Origin of the sequence: Kribbella albertanoniae (assembly GCF_004348455.1) — a bacterium.
Taxonomy (GTDB): Bacteria; Actinomycetota; Actinomycetes; order Propionibacteriales; family Kribbellaceae; genus Kribbella; species Kribbella albertanoniae.
In genome coordinates this window covers 1-25330 of record NZ_SMKA01000053.1, presented here as the reverse complement: position 1 = coordinate 25330, position 25330 = coordinate 1, and the positions used below count along the sequence as shown (strand labels likewise).

Here is a 25330-nt window from a genome sequence, read left to right as displayed (position 1 = left end):
CAGGAGCCTAGTCACTCCTGGCGATGAGGTGGGTCAGCGAATCACTGTCACGGGATGCTGATGCCGAAGTCTCGGTTGGCGGTGGCGAAGTCTTGGAAGCCTATGCGGGCGCCGGCGGTGCGGGTGACGGTGCCGTTGGCGATCAGGCCGGCGGAGCCGCGGGAGTAGACGGGGCCGCCGGAGTCTCCGCCGCGGGCGGCGGGCTGGCCGTTCATCTGCTCGCCTTCGACGAGGTCTTCGCGGTCGTTGTAGAAGAAGAGGACCTTGATGTTGCAGACCGGTCCACCGACCACGCCGGCGCTGGTCTGGCCGCTCTGGCAGAGGAACTGGCCGACGTAGACGTGGCCCCAGAACGGGACGTTCTCGATCAGGTTGTCGGTGCTGTTGCCGACGTAGGCCTGGAAGTCGACGGCGTTGGTGGGGATCAGCGCGACGTCGTGGTCGCCGTTCTTGGCGCCCATGTTGCCGATGTATTCACCTCGCCCGTCGGCGAACTGCTGACCCGGCTGGCCGCAGTGGCCGGCGGTGAGAATGTACGGACGGCCCTGCCCGTCCTTCACTCCGAAGCCCGTCGTGCAGATGGCACCCGCGGACTGGTTCCAGAGCCGCGCACCGCCGATCCAGGGTGACCAGTCGTCGTCCCGTGATGCCGGCTGGAGCGGTTCCTCCGCGACGACGCGGACCGGGACGCCGGTACGGCGTTGCAGGGTCGACCCGAGCGCCTGTGCGGTCCGCTGTGATGGCCGGACGCCCAGGACCAGGCCGCTGCCGTCGCCGGGGTTCTTGATCGCGTCGATGCCGTGATCCGGGTTCTGCTGCTGCCAGGTCGCGATCGACCGGGCGGCTCGGTCGAGGTCGGCCTTGGAGTGGACCGCCTTCGCGATTCGGACTGGCGCGCGCTCGGAGGTGACGGCCTGCTTGATCTGGAGAGGCGGCGTACCTTTCCACCAGAGCACGACGGCGTCCTCGGCGAGCGTGATACCGGCGTACCCTTGCAGGCTTGGCGATTCGGCGACCGCAGCGAGCCGATCGGCGGCCTCGACCAGTGGCCGTTGGGCGAGCATCTGACTGTCTGCTGCCGTGAGCGTCCTGGCCTCGGTTCTCGATTCTGGGGTGGCCTCGAAGGCCTGGGCAGGGAGTGCGGTGCAGGTGACCAGCAGGGCGGCAGCCGCGATGGCAGCAGGTGTTCTACGCATGAGCAGTCCTCACACTTGGGGCGGTGTGCGCCCCACTGTGAGCAGTCAGTCACACCCTGTCAATACATCGTTGTCATCGCCTCTCGGACTGACCACCACCCGCCCACATTGCTCACAAAACCCACAACGTCCGAACAACCCGCAGGCGTGGTCTCCGGATCGTCGGACGTTAGCTCCGGCTCCCCGCTAACGGTTCGGGGAGGATCCGCGACGGATTCTGGGGGTGGATCCTCCCCACATCCCGGCCGGGGCGAAGATCCTCCCCAGCCGCCAGCCGCCAGCCGCCAGCCGCCAGCCGCCAGCCGCCAGCCGCCATTTGGCCGGATATCCGTTCGAATGGTCCGTTCTCTGCCCATTTTTTGAGGGGAGAAGGGTGCACTTGAACGGAGATCCCCTCAATTTCCGTACCGCATCCATGGCCCGGCAACTCCAGGCAACGCGAGCCCGGTCACCGGACCTCGCCATCTACCTCAGCCGCCGCTGCGCTCAGCCATGCTGTCTGGGGCTGCCGGGTTGTGGCTCAACGTCGCACCGGCTTGTGCGGAGAGCGAGCAGCCGGTGGGTTGCCCCACCAGTTGGTGGGTTCTGTACGCGCATGCGGGTGGGGAACCCGCAACCTCATGGGGGAACCCATCAAATGGTGGCGGGTGCGGGGAGCTGGGGCGCCGCTCGGGCCGGGCGAGGGTAGGTTGGGCTGTTGATGAGGGTCTTGCTGCGGGTGAAGCCGGGAGCGTCGCGGACTGCGGTCGGAGGCCAGTACGACGGTGGTGCCGGTCCTGGGCTGATTGTCGCGGTGGGGGCTCGGGCGGTGGAGGGGCAGGCGACGAAGGCCGTGCTGGATGCGGTGGCGACGGCGTTCGGGGTGCGGCGGTCGGCGGTGACTTTGGTGCATGGGGCAACGAGTCGCGACAAGCTGGTCGAGGTCGACGGGGACGACGTGCAGCTCGGCGCGCGGCTGGCTGAACTGCTCGGGTGATCGTTCAGCCGAAGACCCGCCGCTGGATCTCGCGGCGGTAGTCCTCGAGGGTGTTGTCGAGGTGGACGGCGGTGGCGCGCGCTGCTGCTTCCGGGTCGCCGTCCCGGATCGCCTGGTAGATGGCGGCGTGTTCCTCGGTGGCCTCCTGGGCGTGGCCACCGACGGTGCCATGCAGGCCGATCGCGGCGGACTGGTACTGAAGGCGGCGGGCCTCGCGCACCGAGGCGACCAGGAAGCTGTTGTGCGATGCCGTGGCGATGCCGAGGTGGAAGTCGTCGTCGCCGCGATCGAAGAGGGCGGACTGCCCGGTCAGGTGACCCTGCCGGCAGGTCTCGGCGGCGGTTTCGATCGTGCGCAGTTCGGCCGGGGTCGCGCGGGTCGCAGCCAGCCGGCTGGCCGCGGTCTCCTGGACGCGGCGGAACTCGAACAGCATGTAGACGTGGTCGAGATCGGTGGGATGGAAGAACCCTCCCCAGCGTCCGGAACCCAGCATCCCGTCGTCGTCGGAGACGTAGAGCCCGCGCCCCTTCTGGGCCCGGACCCGCCCGATGGCCGACAGGATCTTGACCGCTTCGCGCACCACCGTCCGACTGGAACCCAGCTGGGTGGCCAGTTCGTTCTCGGTCGGCATCCGGTCGCCCGGGCGCAGCCCCAGCTCCGCGATGAGCTGCAGAATCTGCTCGGCCACCAGCTCGTAACCCGGTCGGTACGACCCGGCCGGAACGGACACGCTGTCCACCTGCCTGCCTCCATCCAGTAGGGACCGCCAGAAAGAGTACGGCTGATTGCGGACGCCGGTCCCGAGAATACAGCCAGCCGTCGTCACCGAGGTCCGACGATCGGATGATTAGTCAGTCTCATCTCTTGACGGGCCGAGGGCTGACCGCTGTCATGGCTCAAATGAGTACGACACATTCCGGAGGTTCTCGGATGTATCCCGTCATCACCGCCTCGGTGCCGCTGCTCGAACCGCCGCAGTGGGCGATCGCGCAACGCGAACTGTTCCAGCTGCTCGACCACGCCTGGCGCCGGTTCGAACGCGACTTCACCGGTCCCGACGGGCGGCTGAACTACGGTGACGGACTCACCTCGCGCGACGGCGTGGACGACTTCTACGAGACGTTCTTCAACTGGCCGCAGCTCTATCTGCTGGGCGGGGCCGACGACCTGCTCGCCGCGTCCGAGCGGCACTGGGCAGGTGTCACCGATCAGCTCACCGAACTCGGCATGCTCGACGACGACTACGAGCGCGGGTACGACTGGTTCCATCAGGGCGAGAGCCTGCTGCTCTTCTACTTCCTCTGCATGGCCGCTCCCGATCGCTGGGCCGAGCGGGCCCTGCGTTTCGCCGAGCTCTACGTCGACCCGGTGCACGGCAACTACGACCCCGAACACCGGATCATCCGCCGGCCGCACAACGGCAGCGACGCACAGCGGGAGGGCTTGTTCGACGGCAAGTCCTACCCCTGGCTACCGCAGGAAGCCCAGCTGTACGGCTTCCCGCTGGAATGGTTACTACCTCCCGGCTCGGGCGAACCGGACCGGGAGCTCGACCCACGACTGGGCGAAGAGATGCGACGCCGGACCGGAGTGGGGGATACCGCGGTCAACCTGGCCGCCTCCGGACTCGTCCTCAACGCGTTGCTGCTGTCCGGGAACGAGCGCTACCGGAGCTGGATCAGCCAGTACGTCGGGGCGTGGCGCGAGCGGGCAGCCGGCAACGGCGGCGTCATTCCGGACAACGTCTCGCCGGACGGCGTGGTGGGCGGCCTCCTCGAGGGCCGCTGGTACGGCGGTCACTACGGCTGGTCCTGGCCGCACGGCTGGTACAGCGTTGGGCAGGCCGCGATGATCGCCGCGCTCGCGGCGGTCGCGGCGACCAACGACGAGTCGTACCTCGACCTCGTCCGGCCGGCCCTCGACGAGGTCATTCGCCGGGGTAAGACGATGGCGTTCACGGAGGCGGACTCCAGCCTCCGATCGCGGTGGACCGTGCAACTCGGCGACGACGTCGGCACTCCCACTCTGCACGTCCCGTTCCGGTACGACGACCGCGGCTGGTTCGACTACAACCCGATGCTGATGGCGGTTCCCACCGCACTGTGGCATCACTCTGCCGCCGTTGCCGATCGCGAGCGCATCGAAGGCCTGCGCTCCGCCAGCGGTCACGACTGGCGGATCGTGCGCCCGTTCCGGGCCAAGGAAGAGGCGGGACACGAGGAGCCCTGGCTCGCCTTCCTGGCCGGTGACAATCCGGCGTACCCGGAGCAGATCCTGGCCGCCGCGCAGGCTCAGGTGCGGCACCGCCTGGCCCGGATGGAGCGGTACCGGCGCGACGAGGTCGCCGAAGCCGACATCCACCTGTGGCAACAGTCGAATCCCGTCGTCACCGAGGCGCTGGTGCAGCTCACCTGGGGCGGGCCGCAGGTCATCTACAACGGCGGTCTGCAGCAGGCCCGCGTGCGGTACTACGACGCCCAGACCCGACGACCCGGCCTGCCACCGTCCGTGGCCGCGCTGGTGTCGAGTATCGAGCCCGAGGCAACCATCGTCGACCTGGTCAATCTCGATCCGGAAGAAGCGCGCTCCGTTGTCGTGCAGGCCGGTGCGTTCGCCGAGCACTCCATCCGCTCGGTGCACTACACCGTCTGTGAGGACTCGAGCTGGCTCGGCGACCTCTACGACTACGGACACGGTCAGCCCGCGGTGACGTCACAACTCATCCAAGGCGACGGCCCTTGGCTCGGGGTCGAGCTGCCTGCCTCAACCAGCGTTCGCCTGACGCTCCGCCTCGACCTGCGCGACCAGCCGCCCTCCTACCGCACCCCCTTCGGAATGAATCCCGCCCCTCCGGAAAGGTGAAACACCCATGCAACCAGGCCCCCGCCCGTTGATTGCCGCGATCATTGCGGCGTCAACCGCCCTCATCAGCCCGATGTTGACCGGCGTTCCAGCACAAGCTGCAGAATCCCCAGTAGTGCGGATCGTCGTCGCTCCCAACGGCAACGACCGCAACCTAGGGTCCACCAATAGTCCAGTCGGTTCGCTCGCCAAGGCACAAGAGCTGGCGCGTGCCCACTCCGGTGAGGCCGATGTCGTCGTCGAGCTCGCAGGTGGCGTCCACCGACTGACCGAACCGCTGAAGTTCACCAGCGCCGACTCCGGGCGCAACGGCCACACCGTCACCTGGCAGGCCAGTCCTGGCGCAGCGCCCACGGTCTCCGGCGGTCAACCGGTGACCGGCTGGACCCAACACGACGCGGGCGCGAACATCTGGGTCGCGTCGGTACCGCAGGGGATCGACTCCCGGCAGCTCTACGTCGACGGAACACTGGCACCGCGTGCCTCGATCCCCATTTCGCGCAACGATGTGCGGATCACCAACAGCGGGATGACGATCCTCAACTCCGCACTCAACTACCTCGCCACGCTGCCGCAGCAGAACCGGATCGAGCTGGAGAGCCTGAACTCGTTCACCGACCGGTACGCCCCGGTGCAAAGCATCAGCGGTACGGCGATCACGATGCAGCAACCCGCCTGGAACAACAACAACTGGGGTTACGACACGCTCGCCAGGCCGTTCGCCGGCGGCGGCCTCACGCTTCACAACGCCTACTCGTTCCTCCGCACTGCCGGCCAGTGGTATCTGGATCCGCAGGCCGGCAAGCTCTACTACAAGACGGCATCCGGCCAGTCGCCCGTCGGTCGCGACATCGTGTTGCCACGCCTGACCTCGCTGGTCCAGATGAGCGGCACGCTCGCGAACCCGGTCCGCGACATCACCATGCGGGACATGGTCTTCGAGCACACCACCTGGCTCCAGCCCGGTACGTCGATCGGGTACGCGAACCAGCAGAGTGGCGCGTTCATCCCGGCCGGCTATCAGATGCCCGGTGACTTCCTGACCTCCTGCCAGTCGGGTTGCCAGCAGTTCGAGGCCACTCGTAACGGCTGGGGTCAGGTACCGGCCGCCGTACAGGTCTCTGCCGCCACCGGGATCACCTTCACCAACAACACCTTCCGCCACCTCGGTCAGGTCGGTCTCGGGATCGGCAACGACGCGAACGCGCACCAGTCGGGTGTCGGCCTCGGCGCATCGAACATCACCGTCACCCAGAACACCTTCACGAACCTCTCCGGCGGCGGGATCCTGATCGGCGGAGTGCGGCCGGACGCGCACCATCCGTCCAATCCCGCGATGGTCAACCGCGACATCCTGGTCAAGAACAACCTGGTGACGGATGTCGCGAAGGACTACAAGGACATGGCCGGCATCCTGTCGACGTACACGACCCGCGCGGTCATCGAGCACAACGAGGTCTCCAATCTCGCGTACGACGGGATCGACATCGGCTGGGGCTGGGGCGCCAACGACGCCGGTGGCAGCCAGGACTACCGCAACCGCGGGCTCTACAACTACCAGCCGGTGTACACGACTCCGACGACCCTGCGGGACACGATCGTCAGGTACAACGTCGTCCACGGCACCAAGAAGTCGCTGCACGACGGCGGTAGCCTCTACAACCTGTCCGCGAACCCCGGCGGCTCGTTCGACCACAACCTCGTCTACGACAATCGCAGTACCGTCGGCCTGTACCTGGACGAAGGCTCGCGGTACGTCTCGGTGACGAACAACGTGGTGATCGACAGCGGAGTCTTCGCCTTCACCAACGCCAGCTCCACCAACAACACCAACGACAACGTCTTCGCCGACAACTGGTACAACGCCGGCGCGACCAATGTGGCGACCGGGCCGCCGCACAACAACGTTGTCCGGGGCAACGTTCAGGTCAGCGGCTCCTGGCCGACGGCCGCGCAGCAGGTGATGGCGCAAGCAGGGATCGAACCCGCCCTGCGTCCCCGCACCGGTGAGCTCTTCGCGCTGGCCGCGGGCAAGTGCCTGGATGTTCCGAACAACAGCACCACTCCGGGAACCCAGGTCCAGATCTGGGGATGCTCCGCTGCCGCGAACAAGACCTGGACCCGCACCTCCACGGGACAGCTGACCGTCTACACCGGCGGCAACACCCGGTGCGCGACAGCCTTGAACAGCCAGACCACCAACGGCACCCAGGTCGTGATCTCGCAGTGCACCGGCGCGGCCAACCAGCAGTGGCAGTTCAACACCAATGGGACCATTACCGGTGTCCAGTCCAGGCTCTGTCTGGACGTGAGTGGTGCGGGCACCGGCAATGGCGCCAAGGTTCACCTGTGGACCTGCCACGGCGGCGGCAACCAGCAGTGGGCGCTGTCCTGAGCCCGCCGCAGCAGATCCACTAGTCGGTCAGGAATCCCAGATCGCGCCGAAGGCCGGGATCCCGCGCAACTCCAGCTCTTCGACTATCTGCCAGGTGGTTGACTTGTTGGAGATGCAGATCACGGCCTCGGCGCCGGACTCCACATAGGCCTGATAGGTCAACGCGAGCAGGTCGGGTTTACCGCCTGAGTCGGTGTCCCAGATGACCGCATCCGGTTGTACGGCGAGGATCTCGTTGACGAGCGCCTCGCCGTACGTCTGGCGTGGGTGCCTGGTCGACCAGACGAGCAGGGACGGTGTTTCACCGGCGAGCAGATGCGGCAGGCAGGGGCCGATGCCACTGCCGGTCGCGACCCAGACGACCTTGCGGAACAACTTGTCGATGTTGCCGACCCCGGCGGTCGGGATGCCCTTGACCCACAGGTACGGCGGTGCGTCGTCGATGAGAGCGCCTGTCCAGTCGCCCGCCCGCGAGATCGTCAGCCGGAACCCGGGCTGTCCGGGCGTCGGCACGTTCGCGAAGGAATGCCATTCCAGCAAGGGATTCCGGCTCACCGCGGTCGACGATCCGGCGAACGGTGTCACCCCGTAACCGAACCGGACGAGCGCGACGTGCCGGGACGGCCGGTCGATCCGGACCGGCACCCGGCGCAACCGCAGCCACGGCAGGAGCACGCTGAAGGTGACGACCGCGAGCACCCAGAGACTCGCCGTACTGGTCGTCGCTGCCGCATGGAGTGCGAACAGAGCCAGAACGGACCATCCGCCGAAACGGTGGGCTCGTTCGAACCAGTTGTGCTGCCGGGCCCGTAGTACCGGCAGTGCGAGCACGATCATCCCGAGCAGCAGCGCCAGGATCACCCAGGTGAGAGCGAGAGAGGGCGCGGTGAAGGGGAACCAAGCGGTGGCGCAGATCGAGGCCCCGACATGCAGTCCACCGAAGTGGTAGACCTTACCCATCGTCCACCGGATCCGCAGCGGCCAGTGCGTGGGCACCCGGGTCGCCAGCCAGAACAGCAGATTGATCACGTACTGCTGACGGATCAGCACCGCCAGAGCGAAGTTGGCGAGCACCATCGACGATGGGTCGGCGATCGGAATCGACACCACATTGATCAGTACGACGGCTGCGGCGAGCCGGTTGTGATGGGTGAACGGACGGCGCTTGACGCGTGCGCGCAACGACCGGCCCGGCGCGGGGAGACTGAGCTGTGTGGTCATGCCACTGTGTCCAACCGGGAGACCAGCGCACGCCGGTCGATCTTGCCGCGCTCGGTGACCGGCAGCTTGTCGACCGCGACGATCAGCGTCGGGGAACAGTAGTAGGGCAACAGCTCCTCGACGACTCGCCGGGCCACCTCCGGCTGGACGGTCGCCGGGCTGACGAAGCCGACCAGCCGGTCCTCGTGCAGCACCGCGGCGGCGCGGGCGCAGCCCGGAGTCTGCTCGAGTGCCGAGGTGACCGAGTCCAGTTCGATCCGGAATCCCCGGAGCTTCACCTGGTCGTCGGTCCGGCCGTGATGTTCGAGCTGTCCGTCCGCGGTCCAGCGGGCCAGGTCCCGGGTGCGGAACATCCTGTTGGCACCACCGAGGAACGGATCCGGCCGGTAGCGCTCGGCGGTCAGCGCCTCGTTACCCAGGTACCCGTCGGAGACACAGGCGCCGCCGGCCCACATCTCGCCGATCTCTCCGATCGGACATGGTTGCAGGTCGTCGTCCAGGATGTAGACCGTCGTGTTGGGGATCGGCCGGCCGATGGTCAGCGCGCCGTCGTAGCGTTGCACGGTGTTGACGATGGTGACCTCGGTCGGGCCACAGCAGTTGTGGAAGGCCGCTCGGCGTGACCAGGTCGCGGCCAGACTCTGCGGGCATCGCTCTCCGGCGACGGCGACCGTCCGGATCGCCGGGCAGGCGTCGGGATCCAGCGTGGACAGGATGCTCGGCGTGGCGATGACGACGTTCAGACTCTCCGCGGTCCGCGCCAGATCGTTGCCTCGGACAACCAAGGTGCCGCCGTGGGCGAGGGTGCCGAGGATCTCCCAGGCGGCCAGGTCGAAGGCGATGTTCAGCAACTGCCCGACCCGGTCACCGGGCCGGATGCCCAGGGAGCCCGGCTCGGTGAGCAGGACGTTGCACAGGTTCGCATGGGTCACCTGGACGCCGTTCGGCACTCCGGTGGTGCCGGAGGTGAAGATCACCACGGCCGCGTTGCCGTCCTGCTCGGCTCGAGGTGGGTCGGCCTCGGCTGCCACGGTATCGATCGCGACGACTTGGCCGAGGTCGGCGGGAACGTCGTACTGGCTGGTGGTGAGGATGACCCGGATGCCGGCCGTGCTGACGACGTGCCGCAGGTGATGTGGGGGAGTGATCCGGATGTCCTGCGGTACGTAGGCAGCACCGGCCTTCAGGATCGCGAGGATCCCGACGACCATCTCCGGTGATCGGGTGAGGAAGAGACCGACCCGGTCACCGGCCCGGACGCCCAGTACGGCGAGCCGGTTGGCGAGGTGTTCGGCCTGCTGGTCGAGTTCCTGGTACGTGAGGCGAACACCGAGGTGCTCGACCGCGGTCAGCCGCGGATGACGGCGCGCCTGCGCCTCGACGGCGTGGTGGATGCGATCGAAGTCCGGCCGCTCGACGCGGCCGGATCCGTAATGCTGGAAGAGAATTCGATCGGCGGGAGTGAGCTGGTCATACATGACGACCTCCTGGTTCGGGGCGAAACCGAAAGGGCAGATCGGCTTTCGCCGACCTGCCCTTGATCTGAATGTCGTACTGCCTATCTAACAAATACCGTCTACAAACCCCAGCCGTACCTGATCCGGTCGCGGCCGGAGGTATTGCGGACGGCCAGGTTGAGATTGGTACCGCTGCCGCTCAGAGCGAACATCGAGTACCAGTCGTAACCGCCGCCGTCGGTGCGCTTGCCACCGAGTGCGGGCCAGTAGGTACCACCCATCTGGTTGTCGCGCATCACCTGGGTGGCGGCGCGGAGATAGCGGACGAAATTGTCGGTGCTGGACGCATTGGCGTAGTTCAGGCCGTTGGACATCGGTGAGCCGTATTCGGTCATCACCGCGCGCGAGGCGCAATTACCCAGCCGCGTCTGCATGTGGCTTCGCCAGCCGTCGTACGTCATCGGGCCGGTGAAGAAGGTGTAGGTGTGGAATGACATCAGCGTGCCGTTGAAGCGGCTGTCGTTGCAGATGTCGCGGAGGTCCTGGCTGAAGCCGGTACCGCCGATGAGCACTCGGCTGGGCACGGCCGAGTAGTGATACCTGAGCCACTCGGCGGCGACGTTTCGCCAGTCCGCCGAGCTATAGCCATGCGGCTCGTTCATCGGCTCGAAGTACACGTTGGTGTTGGAACCGTAGAGGCTGGTCACGCGCGACCACATCGTGTTCCATGCGGCATAGTTCGTGACTTTGCCGCCTGAAGCGGCGCCGTCCTCCCAGTAGGCGAGGATGACTTTGAAGCCGCGCGCGGTCGCCGCGTCGATGGCGCCCCGGTAGGCCTCCCACCAGGCCGTTCCGACGGTGTGGGTGTTGATCGGCAGCCGTACGGCGTTCACCCCGATCGCCGCCATGTCGTCGTACAGGGCGTTGGCCTTGGCTCGCACGGTCGCATTGCTGTCGGTCGAACTCAGGCCAGAGATGACGAGCGGACTGCGACTGAAGTTGTCACCCAGGACAGCCCAGTTCATGCCACGGAACTGGTTGGTGGCAGCACTGGCCGGTGCCGACGTGACGACCACGCCAGTGAGCCCGAGTGCTGTCACCACCAGGAGGTTCAGCATTCTTCGGATCATGTTCTCGCCCCTTCTGAGCGGTTCGAGGGTTGCGATATGTGCAAGAAATATCGGCCTCGGGCCGAGCGGTGTCCATGCGCCGATCACCCATGGACACGAACGTTCAGACTCGAACATGGTCCTGGATGAGACTGAATCATTTAAGTAGGGAACTGGATAAGACTGAAGCATTGCGCAGGCTGTGATACGTCCCGTACGGTCTGCAACTGATCGACCGGATCGACACCCACCGCCCCGGGAGTCCCCATGGTTCAACCGCCAACCGCTGCTACTGGCGCCTTCGCCGCCGGCCGCACGCTCTCGCCTCCAGCACGGGACTGATCAGCCATGCCGCTGACGTCCTGGCCTTCTGCTACGTGAGCGTGGGAGCGCTCCCGTCAGCACCGTACGCCCTCACTGACCCAGGAGGAAGAATGAAACCGCAGATCGATTCCGCTCGATGGTGGCGCCGCTTCGCGGCCGGCGCGCTGGCCGCCACCACCGCTTTCGCGCTCGTTCCGAACGCGTCCGCGACCGTTGACGCGGCCGAGGCAGCCAGCACCCTCGGGGCCGCGGCGGCGCAGTCCGGCCGGTACTTCGGTGCCGCGGTCGCCGGCGGCAAGCTGGGCGACTCGCAGTACACGACGATCCTCAACCGCGAGTTCAACTCGATCACCGCCGAGAACGAGATGAAGTGGGACCACACCGAGCCGTCCCGCAACAACTTCACCTTCGGTTCGGCCGACCGGATCGCCAACCATGCACGCAGCCAGGGCAAGCAGTTGCGTGGTCACACCCTGGTCTGGCACTCGCAGCTGCCCGACTGGGTCAAGGCCATCGGGGACGCGAACACCCTGCGCAGCGTGATGAACAACCACATCAACCAGGTGGCCGGTCGGTACCGCGGCCAGATCCATTCCTGGGACGTGGTGAACGAGGCCTTCGAGGACGGCGGCAGTGGCGCGCTTCGTTCCTCGGTGTTCCGCAACGTCCTCGGCACCGGGTTCCTCGAGGAGGCGTTCCGGACCGCCCGCACTGCGGATCCCGCCGCCAAACTCTGCTACAACGACTACAACATCGAGGACTGGAACGCGGCCAAGACACAGGGTGTCTATCGGCTGGTCCGCGACTTCAAGGCCCGCGGCGTCCCGATCGACTGTGTCGGGCTGCAGTCCCACTTCGGAAACAACCCGCCCGGCAGCTTCCAGACCACGGTCGCGAGCTTCGCCGCCCTCGGCGTCGACGTCCAGCTCACCGAGCTGGACATCTCCCAGGCATCGCCGACCGCCTATGCCACCACGGTCCGGGCGTGCATGAACGTCGCGCGGTGCACCGGTATCACCACGTGGGGCGTCCGCGACAGCGACTCCTGGCGTGGGAACGACAACCCGTTGCTGTTCGACCGCAGCGGCAACAAGAAGCCGGCGTACGACGCCGTCCTCACGGTGCTGAACGGCACGCCGACCGGCAGCCCGATCCAGGTCGGCGTCAACTACCGGCTGGTGGCCCAGCACAGCAACAAGGCCGCTGACATCGCCAATGCCTCCACGGTTGCTGGCGCAGGGTTGCAGCAATGGGCGTCAAGTGGTGGGACCAACCAGCAGTTCGACTTCCTCGATGCCGGCGGTGGCTACTACCGGATCCGCGCACGGCACAGCGGCCTCGTCCTGCAGGTCTCGGGGTCCGGCACCGGCGCTGATGTGACACAGCAGCCGGACACGAACACCGCGGCTCAGCAATGGCAGGCCACCGATCACGGCAGCGGCGTGGTGAGCCTGATCAACCGGCAGAGCGGCTTGGCCCTGGACGTGTGGGCGGCATCGACCGCCGATGGCGCGCGCATCTCGCAGTGGACCCCCAGCGGCAACGCCAACCAGCGCTTCCAGCTCCAGCGCCTCTAGAAGGAGACGGACATGCATCGAACAAAAGCGATCGTGCTGGCGATGGCGCTCGCACTGGTGGCCGGCCTGGTGGCAGCCATCAGTGCGATCCCCGCCCATGCGGCCACCGTCGATCCGAACGCCTGGTACGTCCTGGTCAATCGGGCCAGCGGCAAGGCCGTGGACATCTCAGGTGCGAGTACTGCCGACGGCGCAGCGGCCCAGCAATGGACGCGGCACGACGGCACCAACCAGCAGTTCCAGTTCGTGGATTCCGGTGGTGGGTACTACAAGCTGCGGGCACGGCATTCGGCCAAGGCGCTGGATGTCTTCAACGCCTCGACCGCCGACGGCGCTGCGATCGTGCAGTGGACCGAACACAACGGCGGGAACCAGCAGTTCCGGCTGGCCGACTCGCCCGACGGCTACGTCCGGCTGATCAACCGCACCAGCAACAAGACACTCGAGATCCCGAGTGGTTCGACCGCGAACGGGGCCACGATCGCGCAGCGCTCCGACAGCGGCGCAACCAATCAGCAGTGGCAGCTGGTTCGCCTCGACAGCAACCCCAGCGGTCCGCTGCCGTCCACCTTCCAGTGGTCGTCCAGTGGAGTGCTCGCCGGGCCGAAGGCTGACGCGCAGCACCCGAATCGGTACTCCGTCAAGGACTTCTCGGTGGTCCGCCACAACAACCAGTGGCTGGTCTACGCCACCACGGCCGGGGCGAATGGTTGGGGTCTGGTGAACTTCAACTTCAGCGACTGGTCACAGGCGGCGGCCGCGCCGCACACCTACCTGGACACGGCATCAGCGATCGGGCCGGGCTACCGGGCCGCGCCGCAGTTGTTCCACTTCGCGCCACAGAACCTCTGGTATCTGGTGTACCAGACCGCGCCACCGACGTACTCGACCAGCACCAACCCGGCCGATCCGCGGTCGTGGTCGGCGCCGAAGACGTTCATCGCCCAGGAACCCGAGATCGTCCGGCAGAACAAGGGCGACGGGACCTGGATCGACTTCTGGGTCATCTGTGACACCGCGAACTGCTTCCTGTTCTTCAGCGACGACAACGGGCACATCTACCGCGCCCAGACCACGTTGGCCAACTACCCCAACGGGTTCGGCAACACCCAGATCGTGCTGTCGGACTCCAAGTTCGCACTGTTCGAAGCGACCAACGTGTACAAGGTGTCGGGGTCTAATCAGTACCTGCTGATGCAGGAGGCGATCGGCGGCACCGGCCGGCGGTACTTCCGGTCCTTCACGTCCACCAGCCTGACCGGTAACTGGACGCCGTTGGCCGCAACGGAGAGCCAGCCCTTCGCCGGCCGCAACAACGTCACGTTCCCCAACGGTGCGTGGACGCAGGACATCAGTCACGGCGAGCTGGTCCGGGCCAGCAACGACCAGACGCTGACGATCAATCCCTGCAACCTGCAGTTCATCTACCAGGGCCAGGACCCCGGCGCCGGCGGCGACTATCTCAAGCTGCCTTGGCGGATGGGCCTGCTCACGCAGACGAACTCAACCTGCTGACCTGCTGACCCACCCCGCTCCCGCCTGACTCAGATCAAAAGGGTGTGACCTGCTATGCGATTCAAATTCAGAGCGGCGATCTCCGCCGCCCTCCTGATAGCCGCCGGTACGACGGCGAACGTGATCAGCTCGGCGCCTGAGGCCGCCGCGCATGCGGTCAACCCCGCTGATTTCCAGCAGGTCGAGCTGGCGCGCGGGGTGGCTGAGATGGGCGAACCGATGTCGCTGGCGGTGCTGCCGGACCGCTCGGTCCTGCACACCGCCCGCAACGGGACAATTCGCCGTACGACGGCCGCCGGGGCGACCAACGCCATCGGCTCGGTGCCCGTCTACTCGCACGACGAGGAAGGCCTGCAGGGCATCGCGGCCGACCCGAACTTCGCCACCAACCGGTTCATCTACCTGTACTACTCGCCACCACTGTCCACGCCGGGCGGTGACGCCCCGGAGGACCGGACGAACATGGCGGCGTGGAACGGCGTGAACCGGCTGTCACGCTTCACCCTGAACGCCGACTTCACCCTGAACACGGCCAGCCAGGTGACCGTGCTGGACGTGGCGACCAGCCGGGGGATGTGCTGCCATGTCGGCGGTGACATCGACTTCGATGCCGCAGGCAACCTGTATCTGTCCACCGGGGACGACTCGAACCCGTTCGCCTCGGCCGGTTACACCCCGATCGACGAGCGGACCAACCGTAACCCCGCGTTCGACGCGCAGCGCAGCTCGGGCAACACCAACGATCTGCGCGGCAAAGTCCTCCGGATCAAGGTCAACGCCAACGGGACGTACTCGATCCCAGCCGGCAACCTGTTCGCGCCGGGCACCGCACAGACCCGCCCGGAGATCTACGCGATGGGCTTCCGGAACCCGTTCCGGATGAACGTGGACAAGGCCACCGGCGTGGTCTACCTCGGCGACTACGGACCGGACGCCGGTACGACGAGTTCCAGCCGCGGGCCGGCCGGGCAGGTCGAGTTCAACCGGATCACCTCGGCCGGGAACTACGGCTGGCCCTACTGCACCGGCTCCAACACCACCAACGAGACCTATGTGGACTACGCGTTCCCGTCCGGGCCGTCGGGGGCGCGGTTCAACTGCGCCGCGCCGGTCAACAACTCGCCCAACAACACCGGGCTGACCAACCTGCCCGCGGCGCGCCCGGCCTGGATCAAGTACGACAACTGCTCGCTCGCGGCGTTCGGCTGCGGGTCCGAGTCGCCGATGAGCGCACCGGTGTATCGGTACGACGCGGCCAACCCGTCGTCGGTGAAGTTCCCGCCGGCCCTGGACGGCCACGTGTTCGCCGGTGAGTTCGGCCGACGCTGGATCAAGGTCATCGACGTGAACTCCGACGGAACGGCCGGGCAGATCAACCCGTTCCCGTGGCGTGGCACCCAGGTCATGGATTCGGCCTTCGGCCCGGACGGCGCACTGTACGTCCTCGACTACGGCACCGGCTGGGGAAGTGGTGACGCGAGCTCGGCGCTCTACCGCATCGAGTACAACCCGGCGGGCAATCAGGCGCCGGTCGCGCGGGCCGCTGCCAATCGCACGTCCGGCGCTGCGCCGCTGGCCGTGACGTTCTCGTCGGCCGGCTCCAGCGATCCCGAAGGCGGTGCGTTGACCTACGCCTGGAACTTCGGTGACGGAGGAACCTCCACGGCGGCGAACCCGAGCCACACCTACACCGCGAACGGTCAGTACACGGCCACGCTCACCGTGACCGATCCAGCCGGCCGCCCCGGCAATGCCAGCGTGATCATCTCCGTGGGCAACACCGCCCCGACAGTCACGTTGACCACACCCTCGAACGGAAGCCTGTTCAGCTTCGGGGACACCAAGAACTACACGATCACGGTGACCGACCCGGAGGACGGCACGATCGACTGCAGTCGCGTGAAGCTGAGCTACCTGGTGGGTCATGACAGCCACGCGCACCTCATCACATCCCGGAACGGCTGCACGGGCACCCTGCCGATTCCAGCGGACGGTGAGCACGACACCGCAGCCAACCTGTACGGCGTTTTCGACGCCGAGTACACCGACCTGGGTTCGAACGGCCAGCCGCCGGTGACCACCCACACGCAGCACGTCCTGCAGCTCCGGCATCGCCAGGCCGAGCACTTCGGCACCCAGTCAGGCACAGCCCTGTACGACAAGGCGGTCGCCGAAGGCGGTAAGACGGTCGGCGATATCCACAACGGTGACTGGATCGCGTTCCAGCCGTACAACCTCGCCGGTGAGAGTCGGTTCTCGGCCAGGGTTTCCTCCGGTGGCTCGGGCGGCACGCTGTCCGTGCGGACCGGTTCCCCAACCGGCGCCGTACTCGGGACGGTGACAGTTCCGAACACTGGTGGCTGGGAAACCTTCACCAACGTCTCGACCACGCTGTCCAACGTCCCAGCCGGCACCAGCACGCTCTACCTGACGTTCGCGGGTAGCGGCACCGGCTACCTGTTCGACCTGGACGCCTTCACCTTCGGTGCGGCGACAAGTGGTGGTGCCGGCCAGATCACCGGGATCGGTGGCAAGTGCATCGACGTCAACGGAGCCACGTCCACCGATGGAGCCAAACTCCAGCTGTGGACCTGCCACGGCGGCGCCAACCAGCAGTGGACCCGCACCGGCAACACGTTCCAGGCACTGGGCAAGTGCATGGACGTCACCGGCGGTGCCACCGCTGACGGAACCCCGGTGCAGTTGCTTACCTGCAACGGTTCCGCGGCGCAGAACTGGTCTGTGCAGGCCGACGGCACGATCCGCAACGGCACCAAGTGCCTCGACGCCAACGGAGCCAGCTCCGCCGACGGCACCCAGTTGATCATCTGGACCTGCGGTGGTGGCACCAACCAGCGCTGGGTTCCTGCAGCAGGAAGCATGGTGAGTTGAGATGAGTTCCTTCAGTCGACGCGTACTCGGTCTGGCCGTCACGGCAGCCGCCGTCTTCGCGGTCACCACCGGTCCGCCGGCCAGCGCGGCCGATCCGCCGTACGACGTACTGGTGTTCTCCAAGACCGCCGGCTTCCGGCACGACTCCATCCCGCAAGGCCTCCAGCTGATCCGGGACCTGGGCGCAGCCAACAGCTTCACGGTCACCGCGACCGAGGACGCGAACGCGTTCAACGCCTCGAACCTGGCGCAGTACGAATCGGTGGTCTTCCTCAACACCACCGGCGACGTGCTCAACGCCACCCAGCAAGGCGCGTTCGAGTCCTACATCCGGGGCGGCGGCGGGTACGTCGGCATCCACTCGGCCGCGGACACCGAGCACGACTGGCCGTTCTACGGCGAGCTGGTCGGCGCGCAGTTCGCCTCGCACCCGGCGATCCAGCAGGCGACCGTGCGAGTCGAGAACCGGGCACATCAGTCCACGCAGCACCTCACGCCGTCCTGGGTGCGCACCGACGAGTGGTACAACTTCCGCACCAACCCCCGCTCGTCGGCCAGGGTCCTCGCGACGCTGGACGAATCGACGTACTCGGGTGGGTCCATGGGCGGCGACCATCCGATCACCTGGTGCAAGAGCATCCAAGCCGGTCGGTCCTTCTACACCGGCAACGGCCACACCCAATCCAGCTACACCGAACCAGCCTTCCGGTCGCAGGTCCTCGGTGGCATCCGGTACGCCGCCAACCGGACGAAGGCGGACTGCCGCCCGGAGACCGGCTACACCACGCTGTACAACGGATCCACCACCGGCTGGTCGCAGTCCGGGCCAGGCAGCTTCACCAACAGCGACGGAACCCTGACGTCCACCGGCGGGATGGGCATGCTGTGGTACGGCGCCAAGGAGTTCCGCTCGTATTCGCTCAAACTCGACTGGCGGATGCCCGGTGACGACAACTCCGGAGTGATCGTCGGGTTCCCGGCAGGCAGTGACCCGAACACCGCCCTCAGCCAGGGACATGAGGTGCAGATCGACGCGACCGACTCGGCGGACAAGACCACCGGCGCGGTCTACGGGTTCAAGTCCGCCGACCTCGCCGCCCGCGACGCCGCGCTGAACCCGCCGGGGGAGTGGAACACCTATGAACTGCTCGTCGAAGGCGAGCGGCTGCAGGTGTTCCTGAACGGGGTGAAGATCAACGACTTCACCAATACCGACCCGGTGCGCTCGCTCACGTCAGGCCACATCGCGATCCAGAACCACGGCACCGGTGACGACGTGTCGTACCGCAACATCCGGATCAAGGAACTCGGCGGCCCGATCGCACGCACCGGACCGATCACCGGACCGGGCGGAAAGTGCGCCGACGTCAATGGTGGCAGTACTGCCGACGGCACCAAGATCCAGCTCTGGACCTGCACGAACGGGACCAACCAGCAGTGGACGGTCACCGGCGACACGTTGCGGGCACTCGGCAAATGCATGTCCGTCGCCGGCGGCAGCACCGCCAACGGCGCCCAGGTGCAACTGTCCACCTGCAACGGCACCGGCGCGCAGAACTGGACGGCCGGAGCGAACGGCGCTCTGGTCAACTCCCAGTCGAACAAGTGCCTGGACGCGAACGGCGGCAGCACGGCCAACGGCACGCAGTTGATCATCTGGACCTGCCACGGCGGGACCAACCAACGCTGGACTCGGCCATGAGGAGCCCGTCGATGACCAAGAAGACCCCAGCCCGATGGTGGACACCGATCATCGCCGCGGCGCTGATCTTCACCGGTGCCGGCGTCGCTGAGGCTCAACCGGCACCTGCGGAAGCTACGCCGCTCGCCGCGTCTGCGGGCTGTGGCAAGGCGCCGACGCTGACCAGCGGCACCCACACCATTCAGAGCAGTGGTAAGAACCGCACCTTCATCCTCAGACTGCCCGACAACTACAACAGCAGCACGCAGTACCGGTTGATCTTCGGCTATCACTGGCGCGGCGGCACGGCCGGTGACGTCGACTCGGGCGGGACCGACGGTTTCAACTGGTCCTACTACGGACAGCGGCGGCTGGCGAACAACACCGCGATCTTCGTTGCGCCCCAGGGCATCGGCAACGGCTGGGCCAACTCCGGTGGCGAGGACGTGACTCTGACCGACGACATCATGCGCCGGATCGAGAACGACCTCTGCGTCGACACGGCCCAGCGCTTCGCCCTCGGCTTCAGCTACGGCGGCGGCATGAGTTACGCCCTCGCCTGCGCCCGGGCAACTACCTTCCGCGCGGTCGCGGTCTACTCCGGCGCACAACTGAGCGGCTGCAGCGGCGGTACCCAACCGGTTGCCTACATGGGGATCCACGGCATCAACGACTCGGTGCTCAACATCTCCGCCGGACGGTCCTTGCGGGACACGTTCGTGCGGAACAACGGCTGTACGGCGCAGAGTCCGCGTGAGCCGGCCGTGGGTAGCCGCACGCACATCACCACCACCTATTCGGGCTGCCGTGCCGGGTACCCGGTGGTTTGGGCCGCGTTCGACGGAGGCCACGGCCCTGGTCCCATCGATGGTGGTGGCGAGGGCTGGCGGACCTGGACTTCCGGAGAGGTGTGGAACTTCTTCACCGGAAACACCACGCCGACCCCGACGGCGTTCCGGTTGCGGAACGAGTCGGCCGGGCGCTGTCTGGATGTCACCGGGGCGAACTCCGCGAACGGTACGGCGACGGTGGTCTGGGACTGCCACAGCAACGCCAACCAGCAGTTCACCCGCAGCGGCCAGGCCCTGCAGGTACTGGGCAAATGCCTCGAGGTGCCGACGAACGCCGTACCGGGGAGCAAGTCCCGGATCTGGGACTGCAACGGCGGTGCCAATCAGCAGTGGAACGTGAACGACAACGGCACCATCACCAGCGCCCAGGGCGGTCTCTGCCTGACCGCGGACGGCACCGCGAACGGCTCGGCCGCGTCCGTCGCGAGCTGCGGCAACGTCTCGAGCCAACGCTGGACCCGCTCATGAACAGCAGAGAACAGGAGCACTTCATGAAGCAAAGACATCTGGTACGCCGCTGGCTGGCACCGTTCGCCGTCGCCGCGCTGATTCTCAGCGGCGCGGGCGTGGCGGAAGCCAAGCCTGCACCCGCGGCGGCGGTTCCGCTCGCGGCGTCTCCCGGTTGTGGCAAGGCGCCGACGCTGCAGAGCGGCACGCACACCATTCAGAGCAACGGCAAGAACCGCAGCTTCATCCTGAGCGTCCCCGCCAACTACAACAACAACCAGCAGTACCGGTTGGTCTTCGGATTCCACTGGCTGGGTGGCACGATGCAGCAGGTCGCCGGAGGCGGCAGCGACGGCGAGATCTACGCCCACTACGGCCTTCGGGCGCTGGCGAACAACACGACGATCTTCGTTGCGCCGCAGGGCCTCAACAACGGTTGGGGCAACTCCGGCGGCGAGGATGTCACCTTCACCGACGACATGATCCGCCGGATCGAGAACGACCTCTGCGTCGACTCGACGCAGCGGTTCGCCCTCGGCTTCAGCTACGGCGGCGCGATGAGCTACGCCCTCGCCTGCGCCAGGGCAACGACGTTCCGCGCGGTCGCGGCGATCGCCGCACCCGGCGGGATCAGCGGGTGCAGCGGTGGCACCCAACCCTTCGCCTACATGGGGATCCACGGCATCAACGACAACATCGGCGCCGGCCGCGGAATGCGGGACAGGTTCGTCCGGAACAACGGCTGTACGGCGCAGAACCCGCCCGAACCGGCCGGGGGCAGCCGGACCCACATCACCACCGCCTACTCAGGATGCCGTGCCGGATACCCGGTGGTCTGGGCCGCATTCGACGGTGGTCACCAGCAAGGTCCGGTCGACGGCTGCGCCGGCTGCGAGAGCGGTGCCAGGAGCTGGGTGAAGAACGAGGTCTGGAAGTTCTTCACCGGTGACACCACTCCGACCCCGACCGCCTTCCGGCTCCGCAGCGAGTCGGCCGGCCGCTGCCTCGACGTGAACGCCGCGAACTCCGCCAACGGCACCGCGACCATCGTCTGGGACTGTCACACCAACGCCAACCAGCAGTTCACCCGCAGCGGTCAAGCCCTGCAGGTACTGGGCAAATGCCTCGAGGCGCCGGTCAACGCCGGTAGTGGCACCCCGACCCGGATCTGGGACTGCAACGGCGGTGCCAATCAGCAATGGAACGTCAACGACAACGGCACCATCACCAGCGCCCAAGGCGGCCTCTGCCTGACCGCCAACGGCACCGCGAACGGCGCAGCCGCGACCGTCGCAACCTGCACCTCCACCCCCAACCAACGTTGGGCCAAGGCCTAACCACCCCCTAGACGCACGGCGGTCCCACCGGCGCGGGGGCCGCCGTGCTCCCTTGCGGTACGGCGGGTAGTCAGCGGAAGGCGGGCGGACCGCCGTACAGGCCTCGATGGGTGGCGTCGGCGTCGGTGACGAAATTGGGTAGCTGGTCTTCCGAGTCGTAGTAGCGGTGGAAGACCGGGGTCTGTGAGCCTGACAGCGGCGGGACGATCCAGGTCCAGTCGGCTGGGCAGGTCCGGCCGGCGCGTTCTTCGCGCTCCAGGTGAATCAGGAAGCGGCGCGACTCGGTGTGGTGGTCGGTGATGCTGACACCGTGGGCACGAAACGAATGCAGCACGGCGCGGTTGAGCTCGACCAACGCCCGGTCGCGCCACAGGGTTGCCTCGGTCGAGGTGTCGAGACCCATCCGCTCCGCGATCTCGGGGACCAGCGCGTAGCGGTCGCTGTCACCGAGGTTGCGGGCGCCGATCTCCGTGCCCATGTACCAGCCGTTGAAGGGCGCAGCCGGGTAGGAGACGCCGCCGATGATCAGCCGGTTGTTGCTGATCACCGGGACCGCATGCCACCGCAGTCCCAGCGCGGCGAACCACGGCAGGTCGGGATGTGCGAGCGGTACCTCATGCACCGCGGATCCGGGCAGCTCGAACATCTTGATGCCGTCGTCGATGGTCTCCACGACAAGAGGCAGTACGTCGAAGTCTCCCGGCGCGACGGGTGGTCGCCAGCCGCGCTGGACGAGTTCGGTGGTGAATGTGCGGTAGCGCGGGTCCCCGATGGTCCGGCCGTCGGGCTGCTCGTAACCGGCGTACCGGATGAGTTGCTCGCTCCAGATTCTCGGCGCGGGCCGGCCCGGCGTCTCCGGCGCGAACACGCTGATCATCGGGCGGATCTTGCCGCCGTTGTGGGCGACGCGTAGGTGGTCGAAGCAGTGCGCGGCGACATCGCCGGCGGCGGTGACGGTCCGCAGATCGCGCACCTGCAGGCTTTGCCAGTACAGCCGTCCGATGCAGCGTGCGTTGTTGCGCCAGGCGACCCGGGCGCCGAAGACCAGCTCCTCGGCGGTGTGCCAGTAGGTCCCGGTCAGGTCGATCTCGCGCCGGACCGCGGCGAGCCGTGGCTCGATGAGCCCGGGATTCTCGGTATGGAAGAGCTGCAGGAACTCCTCGGCCGCAGCTTGGACCGCTTGAGTATCGGCATCCGGTTGTACGGCGGGTCTGGGGCGTGCCTGGACTCGCCCGGGGCTGGGGGCGGCCAGCCGGCCGGCTCGTGGGGCGCGGCGCCGGCCGGTCCAGATCCGAACCACGGTCATCGATCCGCGGCACCCGGCGTACCGGGCGGTGGGGTGTTGGCGAGGTGATCGACCTCGTTCGCGAACGACTCCACGATCGACTGCATCTGCGCCTGAGCCGTCTGGGCGTAGGTCCGCACCTGCTGGCCGGCAGTATTCATGGCCTGTGCGACGATCTGCCGCTCGTGCTCGCGCGCCTGGCCGATGCGTTCGCGGGTGTCCCGGCTGACGTCCTGCACCATCTCCTCGACCACCAGCTGCGCCTGGCTGAACATCTGGACGACCTGCTCGTTCACCCGGTTGCCGGCCTCCTCATACTCGGCCAGCTCCGCCTTGACGCGCTGCAGCTCGGCCCGTCCACGCTGCAGCTCGGCGAGCAGCCGCTCGTTCTTGGCGCGAGTGTCGTTGAGCTCCTGCTCGGTGGTCTGGACCTGATCAGCCAGCAGATCGAGGTATCCGTAGACCTTGGCCGCGTCGAGACCGCGCATCCGCCGCCGGAAGTCCTCGGCCCGGATCGCCCGGGGCGTCTGGTACGTCTGGTACGGCGATGCGTGGCGGCTGTGGCTGTGCTTGCTGATCGTCACTGGGTGTCTCCTGACCCGCGGCGTGCTCGCCCGCGGCCGCATAGTAGAAGTGCTCGTACTGGATGTGCTCGGGCTGCATCCCGGCGGCGGCGAGCTGTTCTAACGTGTGCGCGACCATCTGCGGTCCGCCGCACACCATCGCCGTCCGGCCGATCAGCAACTGCCGTGCCGCGACCGTGCCGACCTTGCCGCGGGTGCCGGGATAGGACGCGTCGTCGGACACGACCTCCGTGTACTCGAACCACGGCCGGATCTGGGCCAGTTGCCGCAGCCGCGGGCGGTCGTACAGATGCCAGGGCATCCGGACGCCGTGCAGCAGATGGACCATCGGCCCGATCCCCGAGCGCTGCCACTCGTTGTCGATCTGTTCGAGAACGGCGAGCAGCGGCGCCAGGCCGGTCCCGCCGGCGACCAGCAGCAGCTCCCGCGGATCGCCTTCACACCGGGTCAGCCGCTCGCCGACCGGCGCCCCGAGCTTCACGGTGTCACCGGCCTTCAACGACCGCACGACCGCGGGACTCACCTGACCGCCGTCGATCTGCTGGACATGCAGATCGATGGAGTTGTCAGCTCGCGGCGCGTTGGCCGGACTGAAGTACCGCCACTGCCGAGGGCGTTGCGGGACCTCCATCGACACCGACTGACCAGGCCGGAACTGGAACGGGCTTCGCGGGCGGACTGTCAGCAGTGTGAGGTCCATCGTCCGCCGTTCGGCCGACACCACGTCGGCCTCCCAGTAGTCAGGGCTGGACTCCGACGACATCTCCGCCGCCTCGACCATGATCCGCGCGACCACCTGGTACGCCGCCGTCCAGTGCCCGGCGAGTTCCTCGTCCCACTCGGACCCGAGGAAGTGCATCAGCGTTGCGCACAACGAAGCGCCGACCACGTCGTAGTGCTCCGCCAGTACGGCGTACTTGCGGTGATCGCGGCCCAGGTGCCGCAGGAAGTTGGCATCCTTCTCGATCTGGTCGGCGTGACTGACGATCCGCCCGAGCGCGCCGACGAACTTGTCCCGCTGGTTCGACATCGACAGCGGGAACATCGTCCGTACCTCGGGATGAGACACGAACAGGTGCGAGTAGAAGTACAGCGGAACCTGGTCCCCGTGGGTGGTGACCTGGTCCCAGCTGCGTTGCAGGGCATACGCGTCCATCGGGCTTCGCTATCCGGCTCGGAACGGCAGCTCCTCGAGAGCAACGGACGGCCCGGACAAGTGCTGTGGTGACAAGGGTTCCCTCCCAATCCAGTCCCCGAGTCGGTGTAGCTGGCTTCTCCGACCTACCCGCGTTCGGTGGGCTGAAACCGGTGAAGCGGACTCAATAGTCTCGAAAATCGGACCAGAGCAAAACCCCTTGTGCACAAACAAAACGCTTGATGCAGGCCCGCGGTCACAGCTGCAGGCGCGCCCACCGTAGACCCGCCCGGCCCGTACTGGCTAGACCTCGACGCCACCGTTGCTACAAGCAACTAGTTTGCCCGCCGAACGCGTGGGTACGGGAGAAGGATGAAGTTCGTGGGTGCCGGCGAATGGGTTCCGTCTCGGGGCGGTCTGCCCAAGCTCGAGGCTGCGCTGCGAGAGTGCCGGGGGTGTGACCTGTGGGAGGACGCGATTCAGGTT

Annotated in this window: 17 protein-coding genes; 9 read left to right on the top strand and 8 right to left on the bottom strand. The window is 67.0% G+C overall.

Annotated elements, in window-relative coordinates; translation table 11 throughout:
• Window positions 1–47: 47 nt before the first annotated feature.
• Window positions 48–1196 (bottom strand): chymotrypsin family serine protease, encoded by a 1149-nt coding sequence (locus E1261_RS14710; protein ID WP_132406883.1) that lies wholly within the window; start codon window positions 1194–1196, stop codon window positions 48–50.
• 700 nt (window positions 1197–1896) lie between these two features.
• On the opposite strand from E1261_RS14710, the gene E1261_RS14705 reads away from it, so the two are divergent.
• On the top strand, window positions 1897–2172 hold the full coding sequence (locus E1261_RS14705; RefSeq protein WP_132406881.1) for a DUF167 domain-containing protein: 276 nt from the start codon (window positions 1897–1899) through the stop codon (window positions 2170–2172).
• A gap of 4 nt (window positions 2173–2176) precedes the next feature.
• On the opposite strand, the gene E1261_RS14700 is transcribed toward E1261_RS14705, so the two are convergent.
• Complete coding sequence (locus tag E1261_RS14700; protein ID WP_202874692.1) at window positions 2177–2911, bottom strand: FadR/GntR family transcriptional regulator; 735 nt, start codon at window positions 2909–2911, stop codon at window positions 2177–2179.
• A gap of 191 nt (window positions 2912–3102) precedes the next feature.
• Between E1261_RS14700 and E1261_RS14695 the strand changes: the two genes are divergently transcribed.
• Together E1261_RS14695 and E1261_RS14690 are read left to right on the top strand one after the other, a co-directional pair.
• The gene (locus tag E1261_RS14695) at window positions 3103–5034 is read left to right on the top strand and encodes a DUF8034 domain-containing protein (protein WP_132406879.1); all 1932 of its coding nucleotides are present in this window, start codon (window positions 3103–3105) and stop codon (window positions 5032–5034) included.
• Window positions 5035–5041: 7 nt separating this feature from the next.
• Window positions 5042–7429, top strand: a complete 2388-nt coding sequence (locus E1261_RS14690; RefSeq protein ID WP_132406877.1) for a ricin-type beta-trefoil lectin domain protein — start codon at window positions 5042–5044, stop codon at window positions 7427–7429.
• Window positions 7430–7456: 27 nt separating this feature from the next.
• Here the strand turns inward: E1261_RS14690 and E1261_RS14685 are convergent, their stop codons facing one another.
• The 3 genes from E1261_RS14685 to E1261_RS14675 all read right to left on the bottom strand — a co-directional run bounded on the left by E1261_RS14685 (window position 7457) and on the right by E1261_RS14675 (window position 11237).
• The gene (locus E1261_RS14685; RefSeq protein ID WP_132406875.1) at window positions 7457–8650 is read right to left on the bottom strand and encodes a ferredoxin reductase domain-containing protein; all 1194 of its coding nucleotides are present in this window, start codon (window positions 8648–8650) and stop codon (window positions 7457–7459) included.
• The gene (locus tag E1261_RS14680) at window positions 8647–10128 is read right to left on the bottom strand and encodes an amino acid adenylation domain-containing protein (RefSeq protein WP_132406873.1); all 1482 of its coding nucleotides are present in this window, start codon (window positions 10126–10128) and stop codon (window positions 8647–8649) included. The genes E1261_RS14685 and E1261_RS14680 overlap by 4 nt, the downstream gene beginning before the upstream one ends.
• Window positions 10129–10226: 98 nt before the next feature.
• Window positions 10227–11237, bottom strand: coding sequence for a glycoside hydrolase family 5 protein (locus E1261_RS14675; RefSeq protein ID WP_238176228.1), 1011 nt, complete (start codon window positions 11235–11237; stop codon window positions 10227–10229).
• 413 nt (window positions 11238–11650) lie between these two features.
• Here E1261_RS14675 and E1261_RS14670 point away from each other — a divergent pair, with 413 nt between their 5' ends.
• Genes E1261_RS14670 through E1261_RS14645 form a run of 6 tightly spaced genes read left to right on the top strand, consistent with a single transcriptional unit; the run spans window position 11651 to window position 21840 of the window.
• The gene (locus E1261_RS14670) at window positions 11651–13117 is read left to right on the top strand and encodes a glycoside hydrolase family 10 protein (RefSeq protein WP_132406871.1); all 1467 of its coding nucleotides are present in this window, start codon (window positions 11651–11653) and stop codon (window positions 13115–13117) included.
• A gap of 12 nt (window positions 13118–13129) precedes the next feature.
• A complete protein-coding gene (locus tag E1261_RS14665; protein WP_132406869.1) occupies window positions 13130–14632 on the top strand; it encodes a non-reducing end alpha-L-arabinofuranosidase family hydrolase in 1503 nt (500 codons plus the stop codon).
• Window positions 14633–14686: 54 nt separating this feature from the next.
• Entirely contained in the window at window positions 14687–17524 is a 2838-nt protein-coding gene (locus E1261_RS14660) for a PQQ-dependent sugar dehydrogenase (RefSeq protein ID WP_132406867.1), read from the top strand.
• A 1-nt stretch (window position 17525) separates the two neighbouring features.
• Window positions 17526–19226 carry a ThuA domain-containing protein gene (locus E1261_RS46370; protein ID WP_132406865.1) on the top strand — a complete coding sequence of 567 codons (1701 nt, stop codon included), beginning with the start codon at window positions 17526–17528 and terminating at the stop codon, window positions 19224–19226.
• A gap of 11 nt (window positions 19227–19237) precedes the next feature.
• On the top strand, window positions 19238–20524 hold the full coding sequence (locus E1261_RS14650; protein WP_132406863.1) for a ricin-type beta-trefoil lectin domain protein: 1287 nt from the start codon (window positions 19238–19240) through the stop codon (window positions 20522–20524).
• 23 nt (window positions 20525–20547) lie between these two features.
• Window positions 20548–21840 carry a ricin-type beta-trefoil lectin domain protein gene (locus tag E1261_RS14645; protein WP_132406861.1) on the top strand — a complete coding sequence of 431 codons (1293 nt, stop codon included), beginning with the start codon at window positions 20548–20550 and terminating at the stop codon, window positions 21838–21840.
• Window positions 21841–21910: 70 nt separating this feature from the next.
• Here E1261_RS14645 and E1261_RS14640 read toward each other — a convergent pair whose 3' ends face one another.
• Genes E1261_RS14640 through E1261_RS14630 form a run of 3 tightly spaced genes read right to left on the bottom strand, consistent with a single transcriptional unit; the run spans window position 21911 to window position 24865 of the window.
• Window positions 21911–23146 carry a nitric oxide synthase oxygenase gene (locus E1261_RS14640; protein WP_132406859.1) on the bottom strand — a complete coding sequence of 412 codons (1236 nt, stop codon included), beginning with the start codon at window positions 23144–23146 and terminating at the stop codon, window positions 21911–21913.
• Complete coding sequence (locus E1261_RS14635) at window positions 23143–23613, bottom strand: hypothetical protein (protein WP_132406857.1); 471 nt, start codon at window positions 23611–23613, stop codon at window positions 23143–23145. Before E1261_RS14635 ends, E1261_RS14640 begins: the two co-directional genes overlap by 4 nt.
• A complete protein-coding gene (locus E1261_RS14630) occupies window positions 23561–24865 on the bottom strand; it encodes a globin domain-containing protein (RefSeq protein ID WP_132406855.1) in 1305 nt (434 codons plus the stop codon). Before E1261_RS14630 ends, E1261_RS14635 begins: the two co-directional genes overlap by 53 nt.
• Window positions 24866–25330: the final 465 nt, after the last annotated feature.